General features: G+C 65.8%; 20 protein-coding genes. 7 read left to right on the top strand and 13 right to left on the bottom strand.

The window, feature by feature from the left end:
* Window positions 1–6: 6 nt before the first annotated feature.
* A complete protein-coding gene (locus AX284_RS08410; RefSeq protein ID WP_017639345.1) occupies window positions 7–867 on the bottom strand; it encodes a YicC/YloC family endoribonuclease in 861 nt (286 codons plus the stop codon).
* Window positions 868–1,039: 172 nt separating this feature from the next.
* Between AX284_RS08410 and rph the strand changes: the two genes are divergently transcribed.
* The 4 genes from rph (at window position 1,040) to AX284_RS08390 (ending at window position 5,697) form a co-directional block, all read left to right on the top strand.
* Complete coding sequence (gene rph / locus AX284_RS08405) at window positions 1,040–1,762, top strand: ribonuclease PH (protein ID WP_068384619.1); 723 nt, start codon at window positions 1,040–1,042, stop codon at window positions 1,760–1,762.
* Between the two features lie 16 nt (window positions 1,763–1,778).
* A complete protein-coding gene (locus AX284_RS08400; RefSeq protein ID WP_017639343.1) occupies window positions 1,779–2,141 on the top strand; it encodes a DUF4870 domain-containing protein in 363 nt (120 codons plus the stop codon).
* A 306-nt stretch (window positions 2,142–2,447) separates the two neighbouring features.
* Window positions 2,448–3,746: a membrane protein gene (locus tag AX284_RS08395; protein WP_017639342.1), complete on the top strand. Its 1,299-nt coding sequence runs from the start codon at window positions 2,448–2,450 to the stop codon at window positions 3,744–3,746.
* Between the two features lie 46 nt (window positions 3,747–3,792).
* Entirely contained in the window at window positions 3,793–5,697 is a 1,905-nt protein-coding gene (locus AX284_RS08390; RefSeq protein ID WP_068384617.1) for an acyltransferase family protein, read from the top strand.
* 64 nt (window positions 5,698–5,761) lie between these two features.
* On the opposite strand, the gene garD is transcribed toward AX284_RS08390, so the two are convergent.
* The 10 genes from garD to AX284_RS08345 form a co-directional block, all read right to left on the bottom strand.
* Window positions 5,762–7,318, bottom strand: a complete 1,557-nt coding sequence (gene garD, locus AX284_RS08385; RefSeq protein ID WP_068384615.1) for a galactarate dehydratase — start codon at window positions 7,316–7,318, stop codon at window positions 5,762–5,764.
* Between the two features lie 21 nt (window positions 7,319–7,339).
* Window positions 7,340–8,698, bottom strand: a complete 1,359-nt coding sequence (locus tag AX284_RS08380; protein ID WP_017639339.1) for an MFS transporter — start codon at window positions 8,696–8,698, stop codon at window positions 7,340–7,342.
* Window positions 8,699–8,864: 166 nt separating this feature from the next.
* Window positions 8,865–9,902, bottom strand: coding sequence for a LacI family DNA-binding transcriptional regulator (locus tag AX284_RS08375; RefSeq protein ID WP_068384614.1), 1,038 nt, complete (start codon window positions 9,900–9,902; stop codon window positions 8,865–8,867).
* 256 nt (window positions 9,903–10,158) lie between these two features.
* Window positions 10,159–11,199 carry a threonine aldolase family protein gene (locus AX284_RS08370; RefSeq protein WP_068384612.1) on the bottom strand — a complete coding sequence of 347 codons (1,041 nt, stop codon included), beginning with the start codon at window positions 11,197–11,199 and terminating at the stop codon, window positions 10,159–10,161.
* The gene (locus AX284_RS08365) at window positions 11,196–13,007 is read right to left on the bottom strand and encodes an aminopeptidase P family protein (protein WP_068384610.1); all 1,812 of its coding nucleotides are present in this window, start codon (window positions 13,005–13,007) and stop codon (window positions 11,196–11,198) included. Before AX284_RS08365 ends, AX284_RS08370 begins: the two co-directional genes overlap by 4 nt.
* 120 nt (window positions 13,008–13,127) lie before the next feature.
* Entirely contained in the window at window positions 13,128–13,298 is a 171-nt protein-coding gene (locus tag AX284_RS11965; RefSeq protein ID WP_017639335.1) for a hypothetical protein, read from the bottom strand.
* Between the two features lie 119 nt (window positions 13,299–13,417).
* Window positions 13,418–14,359, bottom strand: coding sequence for a LysR family transcriptional regulator (locus AX284_RS08360; protein ID WP_068384608.1), 942 nt, complete (start codon window positions 14,357–14,359; stop codon window positions 13,418–13,420).
* 232 nt (window positions 14,360–14,591) lie between these two features.
* Entirely contained in the window at window positions 14,592–17,642 is a 3,051-nt protein-coding gene (locus tag AX284_RS08355) for an efflux RND transporter permease subunit (RefSeq protein ID WP_068384606.1), read from the bottom strand.
* On the bottom strand, window positions 17,639–18,709 hold the full coding sequence (locus AX284_RS08350) for an efflux RND transporter periplasmic adaptor subunit (RefSeq protein ID WP_068384604.1): 1,071 nt from the start codon (window positions 18,707–18,709) through the stop codon (window positions 17,639–17,641). Before AX284_RS08350 ends, AX284_RS08355 begins: the two co-directional genes overlap by 4 nt.
* Window positions 18,706–19,809 carry an efflux RND transporter periplasmic adaptor subunit gene (locus tag AX284_RS08345; RefSeq protein ID WP_153015332.1) on the bottom strand — a complete coding sequence of 368 codons (1,104 nt, stop codon included), beginning with the start codon at window positions 19,807–19,809 and terminating at the stop codon, window positions 18,706–18,708. Before AX284_RS08345 ends, AX284_RS08350 begins: the two co-directional genes overlap by 4 nt.
* A gap of 308 nt (window positions 19,810–20,117) precedes the next feature.
* Between AX284_RS08345 and AX284_RS08340 the strand changes: the two genes are divergently transcribed.
* Window positions 20,118–20,345, top strand: a complete 228-nt coding sequence (locus AX284_RS08340) for a hypothetical protein (protein ID WP_143075250.1) — start codon at window positions 20,118–20,120, stop codon at window positions 20,343–20,345.
* A gap of 125 nt (window positions 20,346–20,470) precedes the next feature.
* Here AX284_RS08340 and AX284_RS08335 read toward each other — a convergent pair whose 3' ends face one another.
* On the bottom strand, window positions 20,471–20,680 hold the full coding sequence (locus AX284_RS08335; protein ID WP_017639329.1) for a DUF1127 domain-containing protein: 210 nt from the start codon (window positions 20,678–20,680) through the stop codon (window positions 20,471–20,473).
* 355 nt (window positions 20,681–21,035) lie between these two features.
* Window positions 21,036–22,424, bottom strand: a complete 1,389-nt coding sequence (gene gabP, locus AX284_RS08330) for a GABA permease (protein WP_017639328.1) — start codon at window positions 22,422–22,424, stop codon at window positions 21,036–21,038.
* Window positions 22,425–22,998: 574 nt separating this feature from the next.
* Between gabP and AX284_RS08325 the strand changes: the two genes are divergently transcribed.
* Window positions 22,999–23,730: a gluconate 2-dehydrogenase subunit 3 family protein gene (locus AX284_RS08325; RefSeq protein ID WP_068384598.1), complete on the top strand. Its 732-nt coding sequence runs from the start codon at window positions 22,999–23,001 to the stop codon at window positions 23,728–23,730.
* The gene (locus tag AX284_RS08320) at window positions 23,730–25,517 is read left to right on the top strand and encodes a GMC family oxidoreductase (protein WP_068384595.1); all 1,788 of its coding nucleotides are present in this window, start codon (window positions 23,730–23,732) and stop codon (window positions 25,515–25,517) included. Before AX284_RS08325 ends, AX284_RS08320 begins: the two co-directional genes overlap by 1 nt.
* The last annotated feature ends 6 nt before the right edge of the window (window positions 25,518–25,523 follow it).

Below are 25,523 nucleotides of genomic sequence, written 5' to 3'. Positions count from 1 at the left end.
GTTCGCCTATTCGATGTTCTGCACTTGCTCACGCATCTGTTCGATGAGCACCTTGAGATTGATGGCCGCCTGGGAGGCGCGGGCGTCGATGGCCTTGGAGCCCAGGGTGTTGGCCTCGCGATTGAGTTCCTGCATGAGGAAATCCAGCCGCCGACCAGCCGCGCCACTGCCCGCCAGGACCCGCCGTACCTCGGCCACATGGGTCTCCAGGCGATCCAGCTCCTCGGCCACGTCGCTCTTTTGCGCCAGCAGCACCAGTTCCTGCTCCAGTCGCGCCGGTTCGAATTCGACGCCTGCCTCGGCGCAGCGCTCGAGGATACGCCGGCGCTGCAGGGCCAGCAGCTCGGGCAGCAGCGTCCTGAGCGTCGTCACCTCCGCCAGCACCTGGACCAGCCGCTCCTCGATCAGGCGCGCCAGTTCGCGTCCCTCGCGCTGCCGGCCTTCGAGCAATTCATCCAGGGCCGCCTCGAACAGCGCCAGGGTCTGGGCCCCGAGTTCGGCGTCATCCACCTCGGCGCCTGCCAGCACCCCCGGCCAGGCCAGCACGGCCAGGGGATCGAGCTTGGCCGGCCGGGCGATCAGCGCCGCGACATCTTCAGCGGCCGCCACCAGTTGCGCGGCCCGGCGGGCGTCTACGCGCAGGACCGCGTCTTCGTCGCGCGCCTCGCGCAAAACGCACTCCACCTTGCCCCGCGACAACCGTCGGCGCAGCGCCTCGCGCACACCGGATTCGAGCTCGCGAAAGGTCTCCGGCAGCCGCAGGTGCGGCTCCAGGTAGCGGTGATTGACCGAGCGCAGCTCCCAGCTCAGGGTGCCCTGGGGCCCCGGCCGCTCGACCCGGGCGAACGCCGTCATGCTGTGCACCATGGCAGGATCCTCGTCTGACGATGCGTGGATCTGGGGCGATCCAGAGCGCCCACGCATGTAAAACGCACGATTCTAGCGCACCTGATCGGAGCGACCCAATGCATCCGTGTCGCATGAGCCGGACGCTCTCTATACTATGGACCTGATACCCATGCCTTACAGGAAGCCCGCAATGAAGCGTCCCAGTGGCCGCGCCGCCGATCAGCTGCGCCCCATCCGCATCACCCGTCAGTACACCAAGCACGCCGAGGGTTCGGTTCTGGTGGAATTCGGCGATACCAAGGTGATCTGCACCGCCAGCGTCGAGGCCGGGGTGCCGCGCTTTCTCAAGGGCAAGGGCCAGGGCTGGCTCACCGCCGAATACGGCATGCTGCCCCGCGCTACCGGCGAGCGGAATCAGCGTGAAGCCGCCAAGGGCAAGCAGGGTGGTCGCACCCTGGAAATCCAGCGGCTGATCGGTCGTTCGCTGCGCGCCGCCGTCGACCTGTCCAAGCTGGGCGAGAACACCATCTACATCGACTGCGACGTGATCCAGGCCGATGGCGGCACCCGCACCGCCTCGGTGACCGGTGCCTGCGTGGCCCTGGTCGATGCCCTGGGCGCGCTCAAGCGCCGCGGCAACCTCAAGGGCAATCCGCTCAAGCATATGGTGGCCGCCATCTCCGTGGGCATCTACCAGGGCACCCCGGTGCTCGACCTGGACTACCTGGAAGACTCCGCCGCCGAGACCGATCTCAACGTGATCATGACCGATGCCGGCGGTTTCATCGAAGTCCAGGGCACCGCCGAGGGCGCGCCCTTCCAGCCGGCCGAACTCAACGCCATGCTCGAACTGGCCCAGGGTGGTCTGCGCGACCTGTTCGAGCTCCAGCAAGCCGCCCTGCGCGGCGAGTAACGAAAAGGGTCAAGCCATGCACGATCTCGTCCCCGCCCCCAGTGCCGAAGCCCGGCGCTGGGCCATGCTCTGCCACTACGCCGCCTTCCTGGGCTTCGTGGTGCCCTTCATCGGTAACGTCATAGGTCCGCTGGTGGTCTGGCAGTTCAAGCGCGAGGACGATCCCTTCATCGACCGCCAGGGCAAGGAGGCGCTGAACTTCCAGCTCACCGTCACCCTGCTGCACATGATCTGCTGGCTGCTGGTGTGGGTGCTGATCGGCTTTCCGCTGATGCTGCTGGTGGCCTGCGTGGCCTTCGTGCTGACGGTGATCGCTGGTATCAAGGCCAACCAGGGCCGCGACTACCGCTATCCCCTGACCTGGCGGATGGTTAATTAACGGGCTTTTTGTGGCCTGCTTCTGATATCCGCGTTGAGGATTTCCGGTCGGTCTGTCGTCGTTTGACAGGCGCCGGAAGCCCTCCGCTATCATCCCCCGCGTCTTGCTTTCTTTACCTGTCGTCCGTGGCCGTTTCTGACCGCCATGGGCGGTAGCGTGCCTGCCTTTCGCTGGCAGACCTCATCCAGCCCAGGGACCACGCCAAGGTGGCGAACCCTCTGCTGGTTACCCCTTTCGCGCTTTTCACGTCAGCGCAGCGGGCCACCCATGGCCGGCTGTTTCGGCATCAACACAGGGATGATGATCATGTCGGCCGTAGTCGCCCCCCCGCAATCGGCGTTCCAGCAGGCTTTGTCCTGGCGCTACTCGACCCTCGCGGTCTGGACCGCCATCTCGCTGCTGTTCGTCGAGACCTTTTCCGGCGCCCTGCGCTATTACCTCGACATGGCCGGCGCCTCGGCGCTGATCTACCTCCCCAAGATCGCCTGCCTGGCGCTCTTCGCCCTGCAACTGGCCACCGCCAAGCTGCCGCGCATCCTCTGGGTGGCCCTGCTCAGCATCCCGGCCTATGCGGCCCTGGCCCTGCTGCACGGCGCCAGTATCAACAACGTCTTCTTCTCGCTGTTCGTCTACAGCCCGCTGCTGTTCGGCCTGCTCTGCGGCCGTGAGTTGCTGGAACAGCGGCGCCTGCTCGGCCGGGTGGTCCTGGGCCTGCTGATCGCCTCGCTCATCGGCATCCTGCTGGACAAGTACACCTCGGTCCCCTGGAAGGGCTACAGCTACACCCTGGGTGGCAACGACATCGCCGGCAACACCAACTGGATGGCGGGCGAGGCCGACCGGATCGCCGGCTTCGCCCGCGTGTCCAACGTGCTGGCCGCCCTGATCGCCGTCTACTGCCTCTATCTCTCCTACTTCGCGCGCTCCTACACGCTCTGGCTGCTGATGGCCCTGACCGGTCTCTTCGGCATCCTGCTGACCACCAGCAAGGCCCCCGCCGCCGCCTTCGCCTTCACCCTGGTGCTGATGCTGGGCCGTCGCTTCCAGTGGTCCACCTACCTGCTGCTGCTGCTCGGCGTGGTCGGTGGCCTGCTGCTGCCGATCCTCAGCCTGATCCGCGACTTCGATCCCCACGTGGTCACCAGCGACAGCGGCCTGGCCTCCTTCTACGACCGTCTGGTCAACACCTGGCCCAACGTCGTGGAGGTCATGAGCGAGCCCGGCTGGACCCTGACCGGCGCCGGCTTCGGCATGTTCGGCAGCACCATGGCCGCCTTTCCCGTGCCGGGTATGGACCTGATGGTCAACTGCGACAGCAGCGTGGTCTATCTCTGGTGCGTGTTCGGCGTGGTCGGCATCGCCCTCTACTGCCTGCAACTGCCGCTGTTCATCCGCCTGCACCTGAGCCGCGATCGCGAAAGCCACACCCTACTGGCCATCGCCTTCTGCCTCTGCCTGATCGGCTGGACCACCGACCTCTTCGAAATCGGCGTGGCCAACCTCTTCATCGGTATCACCCTGGGCTATCTGCTGCTCAAGCCCAAGACCGATCCCGGCCTGCACCTGGTCCGCCCGGCACCGGAAACCCTGGCCCCCCACGCCTAGCCCGACGCCCCTCTCCCGCCTTCCCCTTGCCGCCCGGATGCCGCTCATGGACTTCAGGAAAGACATCAATGGGCTGCGCGCGATCGCCGTGATCGCCGTCGTCCTCTTCCACTTCAATGCCGACTGGCTACCGGGCGGTTTCGCCGGGGTCGACGTCTTCTTCGTCATCTCCGGCTTCCTGATCACCGGGATCATCTTTCGCGCCCTCGAACAGCAGCGCTTCCGCCTGTCCGCCTTCTATCTGTCCCGCGTCCGCCGCATCGTGCCGGCGCTGGCGGTGCTCTGCGCCGTACTGCTGATCGCCGGCTGGTTCTTCCTGCTGCCCAACGCCTATGGCGAACTGGGCAAGCACGTGGCGAGCAGCCTGGGCTTCGTCTCCAATCTGGTCTACTGGAAGGAAGCCGGCTACTTCACCGCGGCCGCCCATGAGAAGTGGCTGCTGCACACCTGGTCGCTGTCGGTGGAATGGCAGTTCTACCTGATCTATCCGCTGGTGCTGGTGCTGCTGTCCAAGCTGGTATCGCTCAAGACCCTGCGGGTGCTGATCCTGCTCGCCACCGCGGTCGGCTTCGCCTTCGCCGTCACCGCCTCGCTGCTCTGGCCGGAAGCGGCCTTCTATCTGCTGCCGACCCGCGCCTGGGAGCTGATGGTAGGTGGCGCCGCCTATCTCTTCCCGCTGCAGCTCGCCGCCCGCTCGCGCCGGCTGCTGGAAGGCGCCGGGCTGATCGCCTTGGCGGTGGGCTTCCTGACGCTCGCCGAAGGCGATGTCTGGCCAGGCTACTTGGCGCTGATCCCGGTGCTCGGCACCGCCGCCATCATCCTGGCCGCCCGCCAGGATTCGCTGGTCACCGGCAACGGCTTCTCTCAATGGACCGGCACCCTCTCCTATTCGCTCTACCTCTGGCACTGGCCGGTGGTGGTGTTCATGAGCTATGCCGGCCTGCTCGACCAGACGCCGCACCTGCTGCTGGGCATCGCCGCCTCCTTCGCGCTGGGCTGGGCCTCCTACACCCTGGTGGAGACCCGTGTGACCCGCCGCAAGCAACAGGGCGGTGCGGCCCTGGCCACCGGCACCGGACTGCTCGCCACCCTGTTCCTCAGTGCGGGCGCGGTGAATGCCACCGACGGTGCCATCACGCCGTTGCGCAGCATCAGCCAGTCGGATCGCGCGCAATTCGTCCAGGAGTACCTGGATCGCCAGAAGAATCTCCACGATCTCTACTGGCTCAAGTGCGACGCCTATTCGGCCTTTACCCAGCGTCATCAGGACGCCATCGATCCCAGCTGCACCCATGCCCAGGGCAAGGGCGGCCTCTTCGTCTGGGGTGACTCCCATGCCCAGGCACTGTCCTTTGGCTTGCGCAGCCTGCTGCCGGCCGGCCTGCCCTACTATCAGGTGGCCTCGGCGAGCTGCAAACCGCGCCTCACCGACGATCTGGGGCGGCAGACTGAGACACGGGTGACCTGCAACTACTCCAATCGCACCGCCCTGGAAGCCATCCAGCGCCTGCGCCCGGACGTGGTGGTCATGGCGCAGAAGGCCGATCATGAAAAGACCGACTGGAAGGCCATCACCGAGCGCCTGCACAGCTATGGCGTCAAGCGCATCGTGCTGCTCGGCCCCGTTCCCCAGTGGAGTCCATCACTGCCCAGCGTCATCGCCATCCGCCATTGGGGCTCCACCGATGACCACATCGCCGACTCCGCCCTGGATCGCCATGTCCTCGCCACCGACCAGGCCATGCGCCAGGCCAAGCTCCCGGCGGGGCTGGAGTACATCTCCCTGGTGCAACACCTCTGCGTCGAGGATGCCTGCCGGGTACGGGCCGCGGATGGCCGTACCCTGCTGCAGATCGACGATGGCCACCTGAGCGACAAGGGCTCACTGTTCATCGTCGGTCACTATCTGCTGCCGAGCCTGCAACTGACGCCGGCCACCGCCCAGCGCTAGTTTCCAGGCTCCACGAAAAAGGGCCGATCCCAGGGGGATCGGCCCTTTTTTATTGCCCTGTGGCTCAGGTCACCGGAGCGGGATTGAACAGCGCCAGGTCGTTGTGCAGGCGATGGCGCTCCGCCCAGGTCTGGCGGCGACCGCTGGCCACGTCCAGGTAGCACTGGAAGATCTCCCAGCCCATCTCCTCCAGCGACAACCGCCCACTCACCACGCGCCCGGCATCAATATCGATCAGATCCGGCCAGCGCTCGGCCAGCTGGGTGCGGGTCGAGACCTTGATCACCGGCACCATGGACAGGCCATAGGGGGTGCCGCGGCCGGTGGTGAAGATGTGCAGATTCATGCCGGCCGCCAACTGCAGGGTGCCGCAGATGAAGTCGCTGGCCGGGGTGGCGGCGAAATACAGGCCCTTGCCTCTGATCTTCTCGCCCGGAGCGATGACCCCGGCGATGGGGCTGGTACCCGACTTGGCGATCGACCCCATGGCCTTTTCGACGATGTTGTTCAGGCCGCCCTTCTTGTTGCCAGGGGTGGTATTGGCGCTGCGATCGGCCATGCCCCGCTCCAGGTAGCGGTCGTACCAGTCCATCTCGCGGATCAGCGCATCGGCCACCTCGGGGGTGGCGGCGCGCGGGGTCAGCAGGTGGATGCCGTCGCGCACCTCGGTGTTCTCGGAGAACATCACCGTGGCGCCGGCCCGCACCAGCAGATCGGCAGCCACGCCCAGGGCCGGATTGGCGGTGATGCCGGAGAAGGCATCGCTGCCGCCGCACTGCATGCCCACCACCAGTTCGGCGGCCGGCACCGTCTCGCGGCGGCGCTGATCGAGCACCTCCAGACGCGCCTCGATCAGGCCCATGATCTGCTCGACCATACCGGCGAAGCCGTTGGCCGAATCCTGCAGGCGAAACAACCAGTCCTCTTCGTTCTGCCCGGCGGTGAGGTCGTCGCCCGGCATCAGTTGGCTGGCCTGCAGCTTCTCGCAGCCCAGGCCGATGACCAGCGCCTGGCCGCCGAAGTTGGGATTGCGGCTGATGTTGTGCAGGGTGCGGATCGGGATCACCGCATCCGGGGCATTGATGGCCACGCCGCAGCCATAGCTGTGGGACAGCGGCACCACGTCGTCGACATGGGGATAGCGCGGCAGGATCTCTTTGCGTACTCGCTCCACGCAGTGATCCAGCACCCCCACCACGCACTGCACGGTGGTGGTCACCGCCAGGATGTTGCGGGTGCCGACGCTGCCGTCCGGATTGCGGAAACCCTCGAAGGTGTAGCCCTCCAGGGGTTCGCCGATCTGGCCGGGCGCCGTGGCCTTGGGCAGGTTGTCCAAGGCGGGCGGCTCCGGCATGCGCAGCAGGGCTTCGGTGATCCAGCTGCCGGCCGGGATGTCCTGCAGGGCGTAGCCGATGACCTCGCCATAGCGCACCACCTCGGCGCCTTGCCTGAGGTCCACCAGGGAGACCTTGTGGCTCTGGGGAATGGCCTCGACGGTGGTCAGGCCGTCGGCGAAGGCGGTGCCGGCGGCCACGCCGGGTTCGTTGACCACCACCCCGACGTTGTCCTGGGGGTGGAGCTTGATGTAGCGCGGCGAATCACGGTGATCGATCAGGTGCATTTTCTTATCCTCTGCCGGGGCTCAGGCCCGGACCGGGTCAGGCTGGGTCGCGCCCAGGATCTCGCCGTCGGCGGTACGCAGCTCGACGCGCTGGATGCGACCGACGATGAACAGGTAGCTGAACACCGCCACCAGGGCATTGGCGCCGACATAGACCAGCGCCCACTTGAAGGAACCGGTGGCGGCGATGATGTAGCCGATGACGATGGGGGTGGTGATGGAGGCCAGGTTGCCGAAGGTGTTGAACAGGCCGCCGGAAAGCCCGGCGATCTGCTTGGGCGAGGTGTCGGCCACCACCGCCCAACCCAGGGCACCGATGCCCTTGCCGAAGAAGGCCAGGGTCATGAAGCCCACCACCATCCAGTCGGCATCGACGTAGTTGCAGAAGATCATGCTGGTGGAGAGCAGCAGGCCACAGACGATGGGCAGCTTGCGGGCGAAGGTCAGGGAGTGACCGCGGCGCAGCAGGTAGTCGGAGATCACCCCGCCGAGCACCCCGCCGATGAAGCCGCAGATCGCCGGCAGCGAGGCGATGAAGCCGGCCTTGAGGATGGTCATGCCACGCTCCTGCACCAGGTACACCGGGAACCAGGTCAGGAAGAAATAGGTGATGGCATTGATGCAGTACTGGCCGAGGTAGACGCCCAGCATCATGCGGTTGGTCAGCAGCTGGGTGATGTAGTGCCACTTGGGACCGCCGCCCTGCTGGCGGGCGCCGTTGTCCATGTCCACCAGACCACCGTTGTCGCGGATGTGCGCCAGCTCCGCAGCATTGATGCGCGGATGCTCCTTGGGATTGTGGATGTACTTCAGCCAGACCCCGGAGAAGAGGATGCCCAGGGCGCCCATGATGACGAAGACGTGCTCCCAGCCGAAGTGGAAGACGATGCCGCCCATGATCGGCGCGAACAGCGCGGTGGCGAAATACTGCGCCGAGTTGAAGATCGCCGAGGCGGTGCCGCGTTCGGCGGTAGGGAACCAGGCGGCGACGATGCGTGCATTGCCCGGGAAGGACGGCGCCTCGGCCAAGCCGACCAGGAATCTCAGCATGAACAGGGTGGTCACCGCCCAGGCCACCGGCAGGCCGCCGACCAGGCCCTGCAGCAGGGTGAACAACGACCAGAAGAAGATGCTGCCGGCATAGACCTTCTTCGAACCGAAGCGATCCAGCAGCCAGCCGCCGGGAATCTGCCCGGCCACATAGGCCCAGCCGAAGGCGGAGAAGATATAGCCGAGGGTGACGGCGCTGATGCCGAGGTCTTTCTGCAGGCTGGAGCCGGCGATGGCGATGGTGGCGCGATCGGCATAGTTGATGGTGGTCACCACGAACAGCATCAACAGGATCAGGTAACGCACCCGGGTGGGTCTTGTGGCATCCATGGGGATCCCTCTTGCGTGATTGTTTTTATTGAAGGCGCGGAATGCTGGATGATTGCGCAATCATGCCTTGATGCGACAACCTGACTCAGCCCCGGCGTTTGTCCAAGACTAAGCCATGATTGCGCAACCATACAAGTATGACGTCTAACGACTTCGACGCCGGTGGTCAGGTCGTGGCGCGGTCGATGATGTGGAAGCCGGTGTCGATGCGCACCGCGTCCCGGGCCCGCTCGCCCTGGTTGAACCGTTGCAGCAGCGCCTCTGCTGCCAGGGTGCCCATGCGATCGCCTTCGACGCTCACCGACGACAGTGCCGGGTGCATCTGGGCAGCGCTCGAGAGATTGCCGAAGCCCAGCACCGCCAGATCCTCGGGCAGGCGCAGCCCGCGACTCGCGGCTTCCGCCATCACCCCCTGGGCGACGGTGTCGGAGCTGCAAACCACCACGTCGAAGCCCTCGTCGCGGGCCAGCAACTGGCGCAACCCCGCCCGCCCGGATTCCACCAGGGCTGGCGCCGGCAGGATTTCCAGCGGCGGTTCCGCCAAGCCCAACTCGGCCAGCCGGGCGACCAGACTGCGGCAGCGGCGCAAGGCGCGGGGGTCGTCCACCGAGACCACGGCGAAGCGCCGATAACCGCGGGCGTGCAGGTGCTCGGCCTGGGCCCGGCCCACCGCTTCGTGGGAGAAGCCCACCTGCATGTCCAGCGGGTCTTCGCCCAGGTCCCAGGACTCCACCACCGGGATGCCGGCCTGGGCCAGGCGCTGGCGACTGGCCGCGGTGTGCAGGGTACCGGTGAGCACGATGCCATCGGGTTTGCGCCCCAGCACCGCGGCCAAGAGTTGCTCTTCCTGTTCGGCGCTGTAGCCGGTTAGGCCCAGCAAGGTCTGGTAGCCCGCCTGGGACAACCGCGCCATCAACGCCTGAACGGTCTCGGCGAAGATGGAGTGGACGATGGTCGGCACGAACAGCGCCACCAGGCGACTGCGATTGGAGGCCAGGCCACCGGCCAGCAGATTGGGTACGTAGCCGGTAACCCGCACGGCTGCCAGCACCTTCTCCCGCGCCGCCTCGCTGACGATCTCCGGTCGATTCAGCGCCCGCGAGACGGTGATCGGCGACACCCCGGCGACCCGGGCCACGTCGATGAGCGTGGGGGCAGCGGGATTGACAGCGGCAGTGAGGACTTTGCTGGACTTCTTGGCCATGGATCGCCAGGGATGATGGAGAGGTTGGCCATGGTAACGGTTGGTGGGGGCGGCGTCCCCGGCGAACACCGTAGCGTGGAAAACCACGCAGCGTTTTCCGTATGGGAATGGGTACCGATGGATGAGAAAGCAGCGAATCCCGTAGGAGCGGCCCATGGCCGCGATACACCCTATGCCAGGTTTGATCGCGGCCATGGGCCGCTCCTACAGAATCGAGTACGCGTCAGCAGCGGCCGCCTCGCCATGGCGGTACAACCTAACCCCCCATCGCCGTACGAATATCCGCCGCCAGCTCCAGCACGCGAGCCTCTTCGGTGTCCCAGGAGCACATGAAACGCGCACCCCCGCTGCCGATGAAGGTGTAGAAGCGCCAGCCACGGCCGCGCAGGAATTCCAGCGCTGGCTCGGACAGCTGCAGGAACACCGAGTTGGCTTCCACCGGGAACATGAAGTCCACCCCGGGCACGTCGCGCACTCGCCCGGCCAGCAGCTGGGCCATGGCGTTGGCGTGGCGGGCGTGGCGCAGCCAGGTGTCGTTTTCCAGCACGCCCAGCCAGGGCGCGGAGAGGAATCTCATCTTCGAGGCCAGCTGGCCGGCCTGCTTGCAGCGGTACTCGAAGTCTTCGGCCAGCTCGCGGTTGAAGAAGAGGATGGCCTCCCCCACCGCCATGCCGCTCTTGGTGCCGCCAAAGCAGAGCACGTCGACGCCAGCCTTCCAGGTCACCTCGGCCGGGGTGCAGCCCAGGCCGGCCACGGCGTTGGAAAAGCGCGAGCCGTCCATGTGCAGGTGCAGGCCGAGGTCGCGGCAGGTGGCGCTGATGGCCTGCAGTTCGTTGAGGCCATAGAGGGTGCCCACCTCGGTGGCCTGGGTGACGGTCACCGCGCGCGGCTTGGGAAAGTGGATATCGGCGCGCTTGGTGGCGATCTGCTGAATGGCACCCGGGGTCAGCTTGCCCTGGTGGGCCGGTGCCAGCAGCAGCTTGGAGCCGTTGGAAAAGAATTCCGGCGCCCCGCATTCGTCGGTCTCGACGTGGGCGGTGTCGGAGCAGATCACGCTGTGGTAGCTCTGGCACAGCGCCGCCAGGGCCAGGGAGTTGGCCGCGGTGCCGTTGAAGGCGAAGAACACCTCGCAATCGGTCTCGAACAGCTGGCGGAAGCGATCGGCGGCGCGCGCCGTCCAGGTGTCGTTGCCATAGGCGGTCTCGTGACCGACGTTGGCCGCCGCCATGGCCGCCCAGGCCTCCGGGCAGATGCCGGAATAGTTGTCACTGGCGAATTGCTGGGCGTTGCTGCTCATGCGTCAGTCCTCGCGACGGGTTCGGTACGGGCCAGCAGCCAGTCACGGGCGGCGCCTTCCACTAGCGGCAGCACGCGGCGGCGGACCTCGGCGTGATAGCCATCCAGCCAGTCCAGCTCGTCGGCGCGCAACAAGGCAAGATCCAGGCAGCGGGTATCCAGCGGACAGAGGGTCAGGGTCTCGAAGGCCAGGAAGTCGCCGAATTCGGTGGTCTCGGCGCGGGTGCACAGGAGCAGGTTCTCCAGCCGCACGCCCCACTGGCCGGGACGATAGATGCCCGGTTCGTTGGAGGTGATCATGCCCTCGCGCAGGACATGGTGCGGGGTGACCGTGGCATAGAAGGAAATCGACTGCGGTCCCTCGTGCACATTGAGGAAGTAGCCCACGCCGTGGCCGGTGCCATGGCCGTAGTCGATGCCGGCGGCCCAGATCGGCTCGCGCGCCAGGGCGTCGAGCATGGGCGCGGCGACCCCGGCCGGAAAGCGCGCCCGCGACAGCGCCAGCATGCCCTTGAGCACCAGGGTGAAGTCGCGCTTCTGGGCGGCGCTGGGGGTGCCGATGGGCACCACCCGGGTGATATCGGTGGTGCCGCCCAGGTACTGGCCGCCGCTGTCGATCAGCAGCAGGCCGTCACCCTGGAGTTCGGCATGGGCTTCTTCGGTGGCCCGATAGTGCGGCAGGGCGCCACCAGCGTTGAAGCCGGCGATGGTGGCGAAGCTCAGGGAGACGAAGTGGGGCCGGGCAGCGCGGGCTTCGCTCAGCCAGTCGTCCACGGTCAGCTCGGTGAGGCGCTCGCCGCGGGCCAGGGCGGCCTCGAAACGGGCGAAGAAGACACACAGGGCCGCACCGTCCTCCTCCATGGCGGTGCGTACCTGGGCCACTTCCTCAGCGGTCTTGCAGGCCTTGAGCAGGGTCGAGGGATTGATCTGTTCCAGGCGCTTGACGCTCGTCGGTGCGGCCTCGGCGAGGCCCAGGGTGACCCGCGCCGGGTCCACCAGCAGGGTGCTGTCCGCTGGCAGCAGGCCCAGCTCGGTGGCGGCCTGGGCGTAGTCGGCCAGCGCCACGCCATCCGCTGCCAGGGCCGCGCGGATCTCCGCCGGCACCTTGGCCGGGTCGATGAACAGCTGGCAGCTGTCCCTACCCAGCAGCAGATGGGCGAGGAACACCGGGTTGTAGGGCACGTCGGCGCCACGCAGGTTGAGCAGCCAGGCGATGTCGTCCAGCGAAGAGATGAAATGCCAGTCGGCCTTTGCCTCCGCCAGCGCCTGGCGCACCTGGGCGAGCTTGGCGCTGCGCGGCTGGGGCGCATGGGGCGCGGCATGGGCATAGAGCGGCGCGGCCGGTAACGCGGGGCGATCGCTCCAGATCGCCGCCAGGGGATCGAGGTCGGTACGCAACTGGATGCCCTTGGGCTCCAGTGCCCGGCGAAGGGCGGCGGCGGAGCCCAGGGACAGCACCTGGCCGTCCACCAGCACCGTGCCACCTTCGGGCACCTGGTCGGCCAGCCACTGCAGGTGGGCCTGGGGCTGGCTGGCGACCTGCTTCATCAGGTCGATGCCGCTGCCCGCCAGCTCCTGGGTGGCCTGCTCCCAGTAGCGACTGTCGGTCCAGACGCCGGCGGCCTGGCGGGTCACCAGCAGCAGCCCGGCGGAGCCGGTGAAACCGGATAGCCAGGCCCGCCCCTGCCAGTGTTCGGGCAGGTACTCGGACAGGTGGGGATCGGCGCTGGGGATCAGGCAGGCATCGGCGCCCTGCTCGGCCAGGAAGGCGCGCAGGTGGGCGAGTCGTTGAGCGGGGGTGGCGGTCATGAGCACCTCGACAAGGTCAGAAGCTCAGTGTGCCGCAGATATAAAAAAGCCGCACCCAAAGGGTGCGGCGGAGAAAGACCAAAGGAGCAAAGAGGGGTGGTCTTTCGAAAACTGAGCGGCTCAGCGACGCAGGTTGGCGGCGGGAGCGGCCTGATCGCCGTAGTGCTGCATGGCGGCATGATTCTGATCGACCAGCTTGTATCTCAGGCTGGGATTGTCGTCGGCAGCAGCGAATTGGGCGGCGGTCAGGGTGGCAAGGGTCAGCAACAGGGCGGACAGAGAACGTTTCATGGCGAACTCCTAAAAAGGTCGTGTTCATCGGGGTACGGGACCATTCTAGGTAATGAATACAGCCTAATAAATAGCATGCTAACTAATTCACTATTACAAAACCTGCAACAAGCCATGGCTTAGTCCTTAGCCCAGTAGCGTTGGTCTTCCAGCACCAGATTTTCTACCTGCAGGCGCTCGGGAAGTTCTTCCTTGAGGAAGTCGATCCAGGTCTTGATCTTGGCGTCGAGAAAGCGCCGCGAGGGATAGAGCGCATGGATGGTGCGCTCGCGCAGGCGGAAGTTGGGCAGTAGCCGTACCAGACTGCCATCGCGCAGGTAGTTGACCGCGATGTAACTGGGTAGCAGACAGATGCCCATGCCCTGCCGCGCCACGCTGGCCAGGGCCTCGGCGACGTTGACCTGGAAGACGTAGCGCGGCGCTACCTGCAGCTCGCCTTCGGGGCCAGCGAAGACCCAACGCTCGGAGAAGTTGGGATCCAGCAGCCGCAGGCAGTCGTGCTCGGCGAGATCGGCCGGTACCTTGGGCGCCGGACGCAGCGCCAGGTAGCTGGGCGCCGCGCAGACCACGCTATAGACGCCACCGAGACGCTGGGCGACGAAATCCGAATCGGCCAGCTCGGTGTCCAGGGTGATGGCGATGTCATGCCCATCCTCCAGCAGCGCCGGGTGGTTCTGCGAGAGCGTCATGACGATCTCGACGTGGGGATAGCGGGCGCAGAAGCGCGACACCAGTGGTGCCAGCAGCTGGGTGCCCAGGCCGGTCATGGAATGCAGGCGCAGATGGCCATGGGGCTTGAGATGGGCACCGCTGGCTTCGGCTTCGGCCTCGCCGACATCCTGCAGGATGCGCCGGCAGCGTTCGAGATAGCGCTCGCCTGCCTCGGTCAGTGCGAGCCGCCGGGTAGTGCGGTGCAACAGACGGGTCTGCAGGTGGCTTTCCAGTTCCGCCAGCAGGCGCGACACCTGGGCGGTGGACAGGGCGAGGGTGTGGGCGGCAGCCGTGAGACTGCCCAGATCCACCACCCGGACGAAGATGCGCATGCCTTGGAAAATATCCATTATTGCCTTTTTCGCAATGGAGTTTCGTCAAGCTGTCACTTTATTGAAAAAGTCACACGCCCGATAGTGGTGCGGTGAGCTGCTGTGGATTCGACATTTTGACCGCGCGAATCCTTCCCTCCGGCAGTGGCTCCTTGGATAGCTCCTTGCGGCCTTCCGGCAGACGTCTCCTCTGGAGACCTCGGTCGGAAGGCCGTTTTTTTTGCCCGGCTTTTGAGCCAGGCCCGCTGCCTCAGCCCTTCCGCTCCGGCTCGCGAATGCGGTAGCTGGCGATATAGAGCGCCGGCAGGAACAGCAGGGTCAACAGCGTCGCCGCGACGATACCGCCGATCATGGCGTAGGCCATGGGCCCCCAGAACACCTCGCGGGCGATGGGAATCATGCCCAGGCTGGCCGCGGCGGCGGTCAGCAGGATCGGCCGGCGACGGTGGCGGGTGGCTTCCACTACGGCGTCCCAGGGCGAGCGACCGTCACGCTCGAAGGCGTCGATCTGGGTCACCAGGATCACCGAGTTGCGGATGATGATGCCGATCAGCGCCAGCACCCCGAGGATGGCGACGAAGCCCAGCGGCTGGCCAAAGGGGATCAGCCCCAGCACCACCCCGATCAAGCCCAGGGGCGCCACGCTCGCCACCAGGAACAGCTTGCGGATGCTGTGCAGCTGGATCATCAGGAAGGTAGCCATGAGAAACAGCATCAGCGGCACCACCTCGGCGATGGGGCCCTGGGCCTTGCTGCTCTCCTCCACCGTGCCGCCCACCGCCACCTGATAGCGCGGCGGCAGCTTGGCGATGAAGGCATCCACCTCCGGCTGCAGCTGCTTGACCAGGTCCGGTGCCTGGATCTCGCTGAGAATGGACGCCTTGAGGGTGATGGTGGGCAGGCGGTCGCGGCGCCACACCAGCGGCTGCTCCAGGGCGTAGTCGATGCGAGCGAAGGCCTTGAGCGGCACCGCGACGCCCTGGGGCGTCATGATCTGCAGATTCTCCAGGGTCTCCACCGAGCGCCGCTCGGCCTCGCTGGCGCGGGCCACCACGTTGACCAGGTAGATGTCGTCGCGCACCTGGGTCACCGGGGTGCCGGTCACCACGCCATTGAGGATCTGCGCCACGTCCTGGGAAGAGAAACCCAGCTGCCGCGCCTTGTCCTGGTTGACCTCGACCTTGAGCATCCGCGCCGGCTCGTTCCAGTCGTAGAGGAAGTCGCCCAGCTGCGGACTCTTGCCCAGCACGCTGGCCAGGGCCAGGGCCTGGCGGCGTACCTCGGCGATGTCCGGACCACTGATGCGGTACTGGATCGGCCGCCCCACCGGCGGGCCCATTTCCAGGGGCTGAACGTAGCCGGACAGGCCGACGAAGTCCTGGCGCAGGCGCTGTTTGAGCTTGGGCAGCAGCCGATTGCGGGCTTCCAGGTCCTTGGCCACCAGGATCACCTGGCCATAGAAGGGATTCTCCAGCTGCTGGTCCAGCGGCAGATAGAAGCGCACCGCGCCCTGGCCGACATAGGAACTCCAGTGGGCCACGTCCGGATCGTCGGCCAGGGTCTTTTCGAACCTGTCCATCTGCGCGCGGGTGGCGTCGAGGGAGGCGTTCTGCGGCAGGTTGAAGTCGATCAGCAGCTCGGGCCGATCCGAAGACGGGAAGAACTGGTTTTGCACGAACTTCATGGCGAACAGCGCCGCGGCGAACAGCAGCACCGTGAGGATGATGGTCAGCCAGCGATGGCGCATGGCGCCCAGCAGCAGGCCGTCGGACCAGCGCGCCAGGCGACCGGGCTGGTCATGATCCTTCTGCTTCACCTTCTTCGGCAGGATGTGCACGCCGATCACCGGCGAAAAGAACACCGCGACGATCCATGACAAGAGCAGCGCCACGGCGATCACCGCGAACAGGGTAAAGGTGTACTGGCCGGCGCTGCTGGAGTTGAGGCCGATGGGCACGAAACCGGCCACCGTCACCAGGGTGCCGGTGAGCATGGGAAAGGCGGTGGACTCGTAGGCGAAGGTCGCCGAGCGGTGCAGCGACTCGCCCTCCTCCCGCTTGGTCACCATCATCTCCACGGTGATCATGGCGTCGTCCACCAAGAGGCCCAGGGCGATGATCAAGGCGCCGAGGGAAATCCGCTGCATGGTGATGCCGCTGTATTCCATGAAGACGAACACCAGCGCCAGGGTCAGGGGGATCGACAGCGCCACCACCAGGCCGGCGCGCACGCCAAGGCTGATGAAGCTCACCACCAGCACGATGATGACCGCCTCGAACAGCGCCCGGGTAAAGCCGCCGACGGCCTTTTCCACCACCTGCGCCTGGTTGGAGACCACGTGCACGCCGATGCCCACCGGCAAGGCGCCGGTCAGCTCCTGCATCTTTTCGGTCAGGGCCGCGCCAAAGGTCTGGATGTTGCCACCGCTGCTCATGGCGATGGCCAGGCCAATGGCCGGCTGGCCCTTGTAGCGGAACAGCGAACTGGGCGGATCGGCATACCCGCTGCGGATGTCGGCCAGATCGGTGAGGCGATAGAAGCGATCGTCGATGCGCAGATTGACCGCGGCCAGATCGGCGGTGGAGCGGAATTCGCCACTGGTACGCACGCTGATGCGCTCGGCGCCGGATTCGATGGTCCCCGAAGGCGTCACCGCGTTCTGCTGCTGCAGACTCTGCATCACTTGGCGCTGATCCAGCCCCAGGGCGGCCAGCTTGCGGGTGGAGAAGTCCAGGTAGATGACCTCGTTCTCCGCACCGATCAGTTGCACCTTGCCGATGCCCGGCACGCTGCGGATCTCGCGGCGCACCTGCTCCACCTGGTCGCGCAGCTGGCGCATGCTGAAGCCATCGCCGGTGAAGGCATAGATGCTGCCGAAGACGTCACCGAACTCGTCGTTGAAGGCCGGTCCCTGGATGCCCTGGGGGAAGTCGCCCTGGATGTCGGAGACCTTCTTGCGCACCTGGTACCAGATGTCGGGAATCGCCTTGGCCGGCGTGGTGTCACGCAGATAGACGAATACCGTGGACTGGCCCGGCCGGGTAAAGCTCTTGGTGTAGTCCAGCGAATCCAGTTCTTCGAGCTTCTTTTCCACCCGCTCGGTAACCTGGCGCAGCGTCTCCTCGGTGGTCGCCCCCGGCCAGCGGGTCTGGATGACCATGGTCTTGATGGCGAAGGACGGGTCTTCCTCGCGGCCCAGCTTCATGTAGGAGAAGACGCCCATCAGCAGGGCGACGAACATCAGGTACCAGACGAAGGATTGGTGGCGCAGCGCCCAGTCCGACAGGTTGAAGCCTTTCATGGCCGAGCGCCCTCCTGATCCTTCACCCGCTGTCCCTCCTCGAGACTGTTGACCCCGGCTATCACCACCCGCTCACCGGCGCTCAGACCATTGCCGATCCATGCCAGGCCGTCCGCCTCGCGCAGCACCTCGACCGGCCGCTGGCGCACCTGCGCCTGCTCGCCTTGGCCCGCCACCACCCAGACCGAGGTCTGGCCATTCTGGCGCCGCAGCGCCTGGGCCGGCAGAGACAGGCCCGCGGCCGGTGGCGACGCCAGTTCGCCCTGTACCAGACTGCCGATGCGCAATGCGGCCGGTGGCTCGTCCAGGGTCAGGCGCACCCGCCGGGTACGGGTGGTGGCATCGGCCTGGGGCTCGATCTCGCGCACCTGGCCCTGCACCGCCACGGTCGGATCCAGCGCCATGCGCACGGTCAGGACACGACCTGGGGTCAACTGGCCGATGGCCTGGGCCGGCAGGTCCAGCACCGCCTCGCGGATGTCCGGGCGGGCGACCCGCACCACCGGCTGACCGGCGGACACCACCTGGCCGACCTCGGCCTGCCAGGCGGTGATCACGCCGTCGAAATCGCTGTAGAGCTCGGCATAGTTGCGCTGATCGCGGGCCTGCCGCTCGGCGCTCTGGGCCTGTTCGCGGGCGGCCTCCAGGGTATGCAGGCGGGTCAGCGCCTGGTCCAGCTGGGAGCGCGAGCCGACGCCCTGGTCGAACAGCTGCTGCTGACGCCGGGCATCGTTGCGGGCATCGCGCCACTGGGCGTCGGCATCGGCGCTCTGGCCCTGGCGACTGCGTAGGGCATTGTCCTGATCGGTGGGGTCCAGCGCGGCCAGCAACTGGCCGCGGCGGACCGGCTGACCCACGTCCAGCAGGCGGCGGGTCATGCGGCCACCGACGCGAAAGCCCAGCACGCTCTCGTAGCGCGCCTGGATGCTGCCGGCGAACACCTCACGCTGGGGCTGCGGCGCGCTGAGGGTCAGGGTCGCTACCGGCCGGATCGGCGGCGGTGGCGCCTCGTCGTCGGAACAGCCGGCGAGAACCAGCAGCAGGCAGAGCGGCAGGAGGGGCTTCATGGGCGCACCTCGTTGAAGGCGGAGCGCTCGGCGACCTCGACCTTCTGGCCGGGACTCAGGGCCTGGCCGCCGGCGACCACGATGCGGTCGCCGGCCTTGAGGCCGTCGCTGACGATGATGCTGTCGCGGGTGTAGCGCTCGATGCGCAGCGGCTGCAGGCTGACCCGGCCGTCTTCGTTCAGGCGCCAGGCGGCGGGCTGATCGGTGGTGCCGTTCAGCGCCGTCCAGGGCAGGGCGAAGCCCTGCTCGGCCACACCCTCCAGCTGCGCATTCACCACCGCGCCAAGGGTCATGGCGGCGGGTGGCCGGTCCAGCTGTACCTTGATGCGTACCGTGCCGCTGCTCGCCACCGTCGGGGCGATCTCGCGCAGGGTGCCCTGGGTCGCGATCGCCGGTTGCGCCTGCAGGGCGACGGGCAGCCGCTGGCCGACCTGGAGTTCGCGGGCCAGGGATTCGTAGAGATCGAAGACGGCATCGAGTTCGCCGCTCACCGCCAAGTCGAAGATCGCCGCGCCGGCCTGCACCACCTGACCGGCTTCGGCATGACGGGCGGTCAGCACCCCAGCGGCGCTGGCGCGCAATTCGGTATAGCCCAGCTGCTTGCGCGCATCGTCGCGCTGGGCTACGGCGGTTTGCAGCGCACTGCGGGCGCCATCGAGGGTGGCCTGGGCCTGGTCGTACTGGCTGCGACTGGTATAGCCCTTGGGCAAGAGCGCGGCCTGGCGCTCGAAATCGACCCGCGCCAGCCGGGCGCGGGCTTCCTGGGCCTCCACCTGGGCCTGGGCGGCGGCCAGGTTGTTGCGCAGATCCTGGGGATCCAGCCGCGCGAGGATCTGGCCCTCGCGTACCCGATCCCCGACGTCCGCCAGCCGCTCGCTGATCTTGCCGCTCACACGGAAGCCGAGCGGTGCCTGCACCCGCGCCTGGATATCACCGGTGAAGGGAATGCGCTGAGCATCCTTTATCGGGGTCAGCTGCGTCACCACCACCCGCGCCGGTTCCTCGGTGGGCGGTCGCTCCTGGGAACAGCCTGGCAACAGCGTTACCAGGGCCAGAGCGACCGTTACCTGGCAGAGGTGAGCAAGGCGGAGAGCCCTCATGATTATCCTTATCGGTGGAAGAGGCGCGATCTGCGAACTGACCACAGGCGGCGCGGGGGGTTCGTCCGACGAATTGTCCGGCGCTGGGCGCTGCTTGGGAAGCGCTACGGCGGGGCCACCTGCGCAAATGGTCGGTACCAGAGCGGCAACTTGCCCACAAATGTTCACAAATGCCCTGGAACCCGGCATTCCAGGGCGCAGTCAACTACAACGAGCGCTGTGGACCTGCCCGTTCGCAGCTGATGCCCGTCTCTCCACTGGAACGGGCCCAACCAGATTCCCAGGTTTACTTCGACGAGGCCGAACTCATGAAAAAGCTGCTGATCACCTCTACCGCTGCTGTGATGCTGTCGATGGCCACGGGTGTCTTCGCGGCCGAAACCTCCAAGAGCGCCACGGCCGTCAATGGTTCGGCTACCGAAGCCGTACCGGGCAAGACCACCGTCAAGGGCGGTGCTGATGGTGGTGCCGAAGTCCCCTTCAAGAGCGAGAAACCCAACAAGGTCGACGCGCGCAACCAGAACAACATGCAGTAAGCCAAGCTTTCTGGCGGTAACAAAAAGCCCCGGCATGCCGGGGCTTTTTGCTGCCTGGCGTTCGAGACGCAGACAAAACAAACCCCGCCGAAGCGGGGTCTGTGGAAACTGTGCAGCAGCCGGGCTCAGCGCCAGAACGGCTTGTGCATTTCCTGGTAGCGCTGGGCCTCGGTGATACCGGCGTCAGCCAGCATGCGGGTGTCCAGGCGAGCCAGTTCGTTACGGCTGGCGATGCGACGCTGCCAGGTGGACAGGGTGGAGATAACGCGCAGGGCAACGGGCACACGGTTGCTGGGCTTGGCGTTGTACAGCGAGGAACTGAAGGTGCGTTCCATGGTGGTTTTCCTTCCCGCTTGTGACGGGTACTGGTCATCGAATGGCGCCATTGTCTCGCCAGGCGAGTGCTACCACCAGTAACAGTACAAGGAAAGGTTCGCGGATCACTCAGCACACAATTGCAACTGTACTGCTGCAATTTGGGTCATTCTGTAACGCTTTGCACCATTGCAGTGCAAAAATTGGTTACCAGAAGGAACATCGCGGAAATTCGAGCTATACAGTTGGCCCAAGGCCAACGAAACAGGACTGCTGTTCTACCTGTTACCGCACCCACTGTCCAGCCTGGAAACGCCGTCATGCTCCAGAAAGGAGCGCTTCCGACGCCCGGTGGGCGCCGGAAGCCTCTCACCGTCAACGCGCGGCAGCGGCCAGGCTCGGGGCGGCAGGCTGACGCCGACCCACCCAGGTACCGATGGCCACGACCACCAGTGCCAGCAGACCGGTCGCCAGGATCTCGAAGCGGTGGGCGTCGCTGAACAGCATCACGGTCAGGGCGCCGACGATGAAGACGATCACCGCCCAGGTCAGCCAGGGGAACAGCCACATACGGAATTCCAGACGCTCGCCACGGGCCATCAGCTTGCGTCTCAGGCGCAGCTGGGTCACGGCGATCACCAGGTAGACCAGCAGGGCCACGGCACCGGAGGTGGACAGCAGGAAGCTGAACACCGCCTCGGGCATGGTGTAGTTGGCGATGGTGGTCAGGAAACCCACGGCGGTGCTGGCCAGCACCGCCGTACGGGGCACGCCAGCGCTGGAGGCACGCCCCATCTTGGCCGGGGCATCGCCACGGCGGGCCAGGGAGTAGAGCATGCGCGACGCGGTGTAGAGCGCCGAGTTCAGGCAGCTGGCCACGGCGACCAGGACCACACAGTCGACGATCAGCTTGGCATTGGGAATCGACAGCACTTCCAGGGCGCGCTGGTAGGACCCCACGATCGGCAGCTGGGCGTCGTTCCAGGGCACCATGGACACCACCAGGAAGATGGAGACCAGATAGAACAGCGCGATCCGCCAAATCACCGAGTTGGTGGCCTTGCTGATCTGCCGGGACGGATCCTTGGATTCAGCCGCGGCGATGGTGACGATCTCGGTGCCCATGAAACTGAACATGGTGGTCAGCAGGGCGCCCAGCACCGCGCCAAAGCCATTGGGCATGAAACCGCCGGTATGGGCCATCAGATTGCTCAGGCCACTGACCTCGCGACCGGGCAGAGCACCGACCAGCGCCGCCGCGCCCAGGGCGATGAAGGCGACGATGGCGATGACCTTGAGCAGGGCGAACCAGAATTCGAACTCGCCGTACTTGGCGACGCTGAACAGGTTGGTCACGGTCAGGATGCCGGTGATGATCAGCGCGAACTGCCAGGTGGCGATGGCCGGGAACCATGCATTGAGGATGGCGGCTGCAGCCACGGCTTCCAGTGGAATGACCAGCACCCAGAACCACCAGTACAGCCAGCCGATGGTGAAGCCGGCCCAGCGGCCGATGCCCTGTTGGGCATAGGACGAGAAGGAGCCGGTATCGGGTGAGGCGACCGCCATTTCACCCAGCATGCGCATGACCAGCACCACCAGGGTGCCGGCCAGGGCGTAGGCCAGCAGCACGGCCGGGCCGGCAGCGGCGATGGCATGACCGGAGCCGACGAACAGACCGGCACCGATCACTCCAGCGATGGACAACATGGTCACATGGCGCGGTTTGAGCGCCGGAGAGAGGTTGCATTCTACGTTGGACATAAGGTGTTACCTGACAACGGAAAGCCTCCCAAGTGCAACTTGCGCGCCACCCTCGCTGAAATCGGCACAAAATGAACTCAAAGGGTGCAACGCTTCGCGCAAAGTCGCGAAAAAGCGGCACTTTGCCTAGCTATTGCACTAACTATTTGATGTGCAAAACGATTTCTTTCGTGTGCCGCTGCGCTTCCATCTTGCTTCGTTAGGTATCACTTTGTGCAACTTGCACCATCATGGTGCCGACAAAGGTGGAACCTCAGGTAACCGCCTGTGACGAGGATGCTACTGCCTCCACCCGGCGAGGCAGCACGAAGGCCTCGATCTCCTCAAGAAATATCCTTTTCACGGTAAAGGTCCATCGCAGCTGCTCGGACTGACGAAATCAGGACTTCAAAGGCCAACAAAGAGGCTTTTGCGCATCGCCGTACGGGTGAAGGGAACTTGAATGGCTGCCAAGCCTCTGCACAGCTGCGACAAAATGTAACCGTGGCGGACAGATGTTGGTAATATTCCAACATATTAGCTAGCTAACCATAAGCCCTGCGGATCACGTCGGGCACCTGATGAGACCCTGATCATGTCCGCAGACGATTCCGTCCCGGCCCGTCGCGACTTCCTGCGCAAGTCCCTGAGCCTGATTCCCGTGGTCGCCCTGGCGGGCGGTGCAACCTCAGGTCTGGCACTCGCAGCGCCCACGCCGGAAAACAAGCCCGGCAGCAGTCCGCGCGCCGACCACTACCAGCCAGTGTTCTTCACCGCCGAGGAGTGGGCCTTCGTACAGGCTGCGGTGGCCCGGCTGATTCCGGCGGACGAACTCGGCCCGGGCGCGCTGGAAGCCGGGGCGCCGGAATTCATCGACCGGCAGATGCAGACCGCCTATGCCCGCGGCGGCCTCTGGTACATGCAGGGTCCCTTCGCCATCGATGCCGCACCGGAGATGGGCTACCAGAGTCGCCTGGTGCCCCAGGATCTCTATCGCCTGGGGATCGCTGCAGTGGACCGCTGGACCCGTCAGCAACACGGCAAGGTATTTGCCGAGCTTGCACCCGCCGAGCAGGACGCAACCTTCAAGGCCCTGGAAAGCGGTGACGCCGCCCTGGACGGCGTACCAGCCAAGCTGTTCTTCGCCCAGCTGCTGCAGAACACCAAGGAAGGCTTCTATTGCGATCCGCTGCACGGCGGCAACAAGGAACTGGTCGGCTGGAAACTGGTGAATTTCCCCGGCGCCCGCGCCGACTTCATGGACTGGGTGGAGCGTGACGAACGCTATCCGCTGCCCCCGGTCTCCATTCGCGGGGAGCGCGGTTGATGGCCAAGGTACTGCCCAGCAAGAACGTGGTGATCGTCGGCTTCGGCTGGACGGGGGCCATCATGGCCAAGGAACTGACCGAGGCCGGCCTGGACGTGGTGGCCCTGGAGCGCGGCAGCTACCGTGACACCTATCCCGACGGCTCCTATCCCCAGGTGATCGACGAACTCACCTACAGCATCCGCAAGAAGCTGTTCGTCGATGTGTCCAAGGAAACCGTCACCATCCGCCACAGCGTCAACGACGTCGCCCTGCCCAACCGCCAGCTGGGCGTCTTCCTGCCCGGCGATGGCGTGGGTGGCGCGGGCCTGCACTGGTCGGGCGTGCACTTCCGGGTCGATCCGGTGGAGCTGCGCCTGCGCAGCCACTATGAAGAACGCTACGGCAAGAAATTCATCCCCGACGGCATGACCATCCAGGACTTCGGCGTCAGCTACGGCGAGCTGGAGCCCTACTTCGACTTCGCCGAAAAGGTGTTCGGCACCTCGGGCACTGCCTGGAGCGTCAAGGGCCAGGTCGTAGGCGACGGCAAGGGCGGCAACCCCTATGCCGCGGATCGCTCCAGCGACTTCCCGCTGCCGGCGCAAAAGAACACCGTCTCGGCGCAACTGTTCGAGAAGGCCGCGCGGGACGTGGGTTATCACCCCTACAACCTGCCCTCGGCCAACACCTCGGGGCCCTACACCAACCCCTATGGGTGCCAGATGGGCCCCTGCAACTTCTGCGGCTACTGCAGCGGTTACGTCTGCTACATGTATTCCAAGGCCTCGCCGAATCTCAACATCCTGCCGGCGCTCAAGCAGGAGCCGCGCTTCGAGCTGCGCAGCCAGGCCCATGTGCTGCGGGTGAACCTGGACAGCACCGGCAAGAAGGCCACCGGGGTGACCTACCTGGACGCCCAAGGCCAGGAGCTGGAACAGCCGGCCGACATCGTCATCCTCGCCGCCTTCCAGTTCAACAACGTGCGCCTCATGCTGCTGTCGGGCATCGGCCAGCCCTATGATCCCAAGACCGGCGAGGGCGTGGTCGGGCGTAACTTCGCCTATCAGAACATGGCCACCATCAAGGCCTTCTTCCGCAAGGACCAGCACCACACCAATCCCTTCATCGGCGCCGGTGGCAATGGTGTGGCGGTGGACGACTTCAACGCCGACAACTTCGACCATGGCCCCCACGGCTTCGTCGGCGGCTCGCCCATGTGGGTCAACCAGGCCGGCACCCGGCCCATCGCCGGGGCAGCCAATCCACCCGGCACCCCGCAGTGGGGCAGTGCCTGGAAAAAGGCCCAGGCCGGCTACTACAACCACCAGCTGTCGATGGACGCCCATGGCGCGCACCAGTCCTATCGTGACAACTACCTGGATCTGGACCCCACCTACCGGGACGCCTATGGCCAGCCGCTGCTGCGCATGACCTTCGACTGGAAGGACAACGACATCCGCATGACCCGCTTCATGGCCGCCAAGATGAAGAAGATCGCCGAGGCCATGAATCCCGAGCACATCAGCGTCTCGGTCAAGGATTTCGGCGTGCACTTCAACACCGCCAGCTACCAGACCACCCACCTCAACGGTGGCGCCATCATGGGTACCGACCCCAAGACCAGCGCGGTCAATCGCTACCTGCAGAGCTGGGACGTGCATAACGTCTTCGTGCCGGGCGCCTCGGCCTTTCCCCAGGGCCTGGGCTACAACCCCACCGGCCTGGTGGCGGCCCTGACCTACTGGGCGGCGCGGGCCATCCGCGAGCAGTACCTGAAGAACCCCGGCCCCCTGGTGCAGGCATGAAAGGCG

The organism is Pseudomonas sp. HUK17 (genome assembly GCF_001566765.1).
The sequence above is the reverse complement of the archived record's forward strand: the minus strand, read 5'-3'. Positions and strand labels throughout refer to the sequence as shown.

Bases quoted from the DNA above. Each gene is read 5' to 3' on its own strand.
- AX284_RS08345 (WP_153015332.1), bottom strand. From the start codon at position 19,809: ATGAGGGCTCTCCGCCTTGCTCACCTCTGCCAGGTAACGGTCGCTCTG.
- AX284_RS08390 (WP_068384617.1), top strand. From the start codon at position 3,793: ATGGACTTCAGGAAAGACATCAATGGGCTGCGCGCGATCGCCGTGATC.
- gabP (WP_017639328.1), bottom strand. From the start codon at position 22,424: ATGTCCAACGTAGAATGCAACCTCTCTCCGGCGCTCAAACCGCGCCAT.
- AX284_RS08370 (WP_068384612.1), bottom strand. From the start codon at position 11,199: ATGAGCAGCAACGCCCAGCAATTCGCCAGTGACAACTATTCCGGCATC.
- AX284_RS08350 (WP_068384604.1), bottom strand. From the start codon at position 18,709: ATGAAGCCCCTCCTGCCGCTCTGCCTGCTGCTGGTTCTCGCCGGCTGT.
- AX284_RS08355 (WP_068384606.1), bottom strand. From the start codon at position 17,642: ATGAAAGGCTTCAACCTGTCGGACTGGGCGCTGCGCCACCAATCCTTC.
- AX284_RS08340 (WP_143075250.1), top strand. From the start codon at position 20,118: ATGAAAAAGCTGCTGATCACCTCTACCGCTGCTGTGATGCTGTCGATG.
- AX284_RS08380 (WP_017639339.1), bottom strand. From the start codon at position 8,698: ATGGATGCCACAAGACCCACCCGGGTGCGTTACCTGATCCTGTTGATG.
- AX284_RS08375 (WP_068384614.1), bottom strand. From the start codon at position 9,902: ATGGCCAAGAAGTCCAGCAAAGTCCTCACTGCCGCTGTCAATCCCGCT.
- AX284_RS08320 (WP_068384595.1), top strand. From the start codon at position 23,730: ATGGCCAAGGTACTGCCCAGCAAGAACGTGGTGATCGTCGGCTTCGGC.
- AX284_RS08325 (WP_068384598.1), top strand. From the start codon at position 22,999: ATGTCCGCAGACGATTCCGTCCCGGCCCGTCGCGACTTCCTGCGCAAG.
- AX284_RS08410 (WP_017639345.1), bottom strand. From the start codon at position 867: ATGGTGCACAGCATGACGGCGTTCGCCCGGGTCGAGCGGCCGGGGCCC.
- rph (WP_068384619.1), top strand. From the start codon at position 1,040: ATGAAGCGTCCCAGTGGCCGCGCCGCCGATCAGCTGCGCCCCATCCGC.
- AX284_RS08395 (WP_017639342.1), top strand. From the start codon at position 2,448: ATGTCGGCCGTAGTCGCCCCCCCGCAATCGGCGTTCCAGCAGGCTTTG.
- AX284_RS08365 (WP_068384610.1), bottom strand. From the start codon at position 13,007: ATGACCGCCACCCCCGCTCAACGACTCGCCCACCTGCGCGCCTTCCTG.
- AX284_RS08400 (WP_017639343.1), top strand. From the start codon at position 1,779: ATGCACGATCTCGTCCCCGCCCCCAGTGCCGAAGCCCGGCGCTGGGCC.
- garD (WP_068384615.1), bottom strand. From the start codon at position 7,318: ATGCACCTGATCGATCACCGTGATTCGCCGCGCTACATCAAGCTCCAC.
- AX284_RS08360 (WP_068384608.1), bottom strand. From the start codon at position 14,359: ATGGATATTTTCCAAGGCATGCGCATCTTCGTCCGGGTGGTGGATCTG.
- AX284_RS11965 (WP_017639335.1), bottom strand. From the start codon at position 13,298: ATGAAACGTTCTCTGTCCGCCCTGTTGCTGACCCTTGCCACCCTGACC.
- AX284_RS08335 (WP_017639329.1), bottom strand. From the start codon at position 20,680: ATGGAACGCACCTTCAGTTCCTCGCTGTACAACGCCAAGCCCAGCAAC.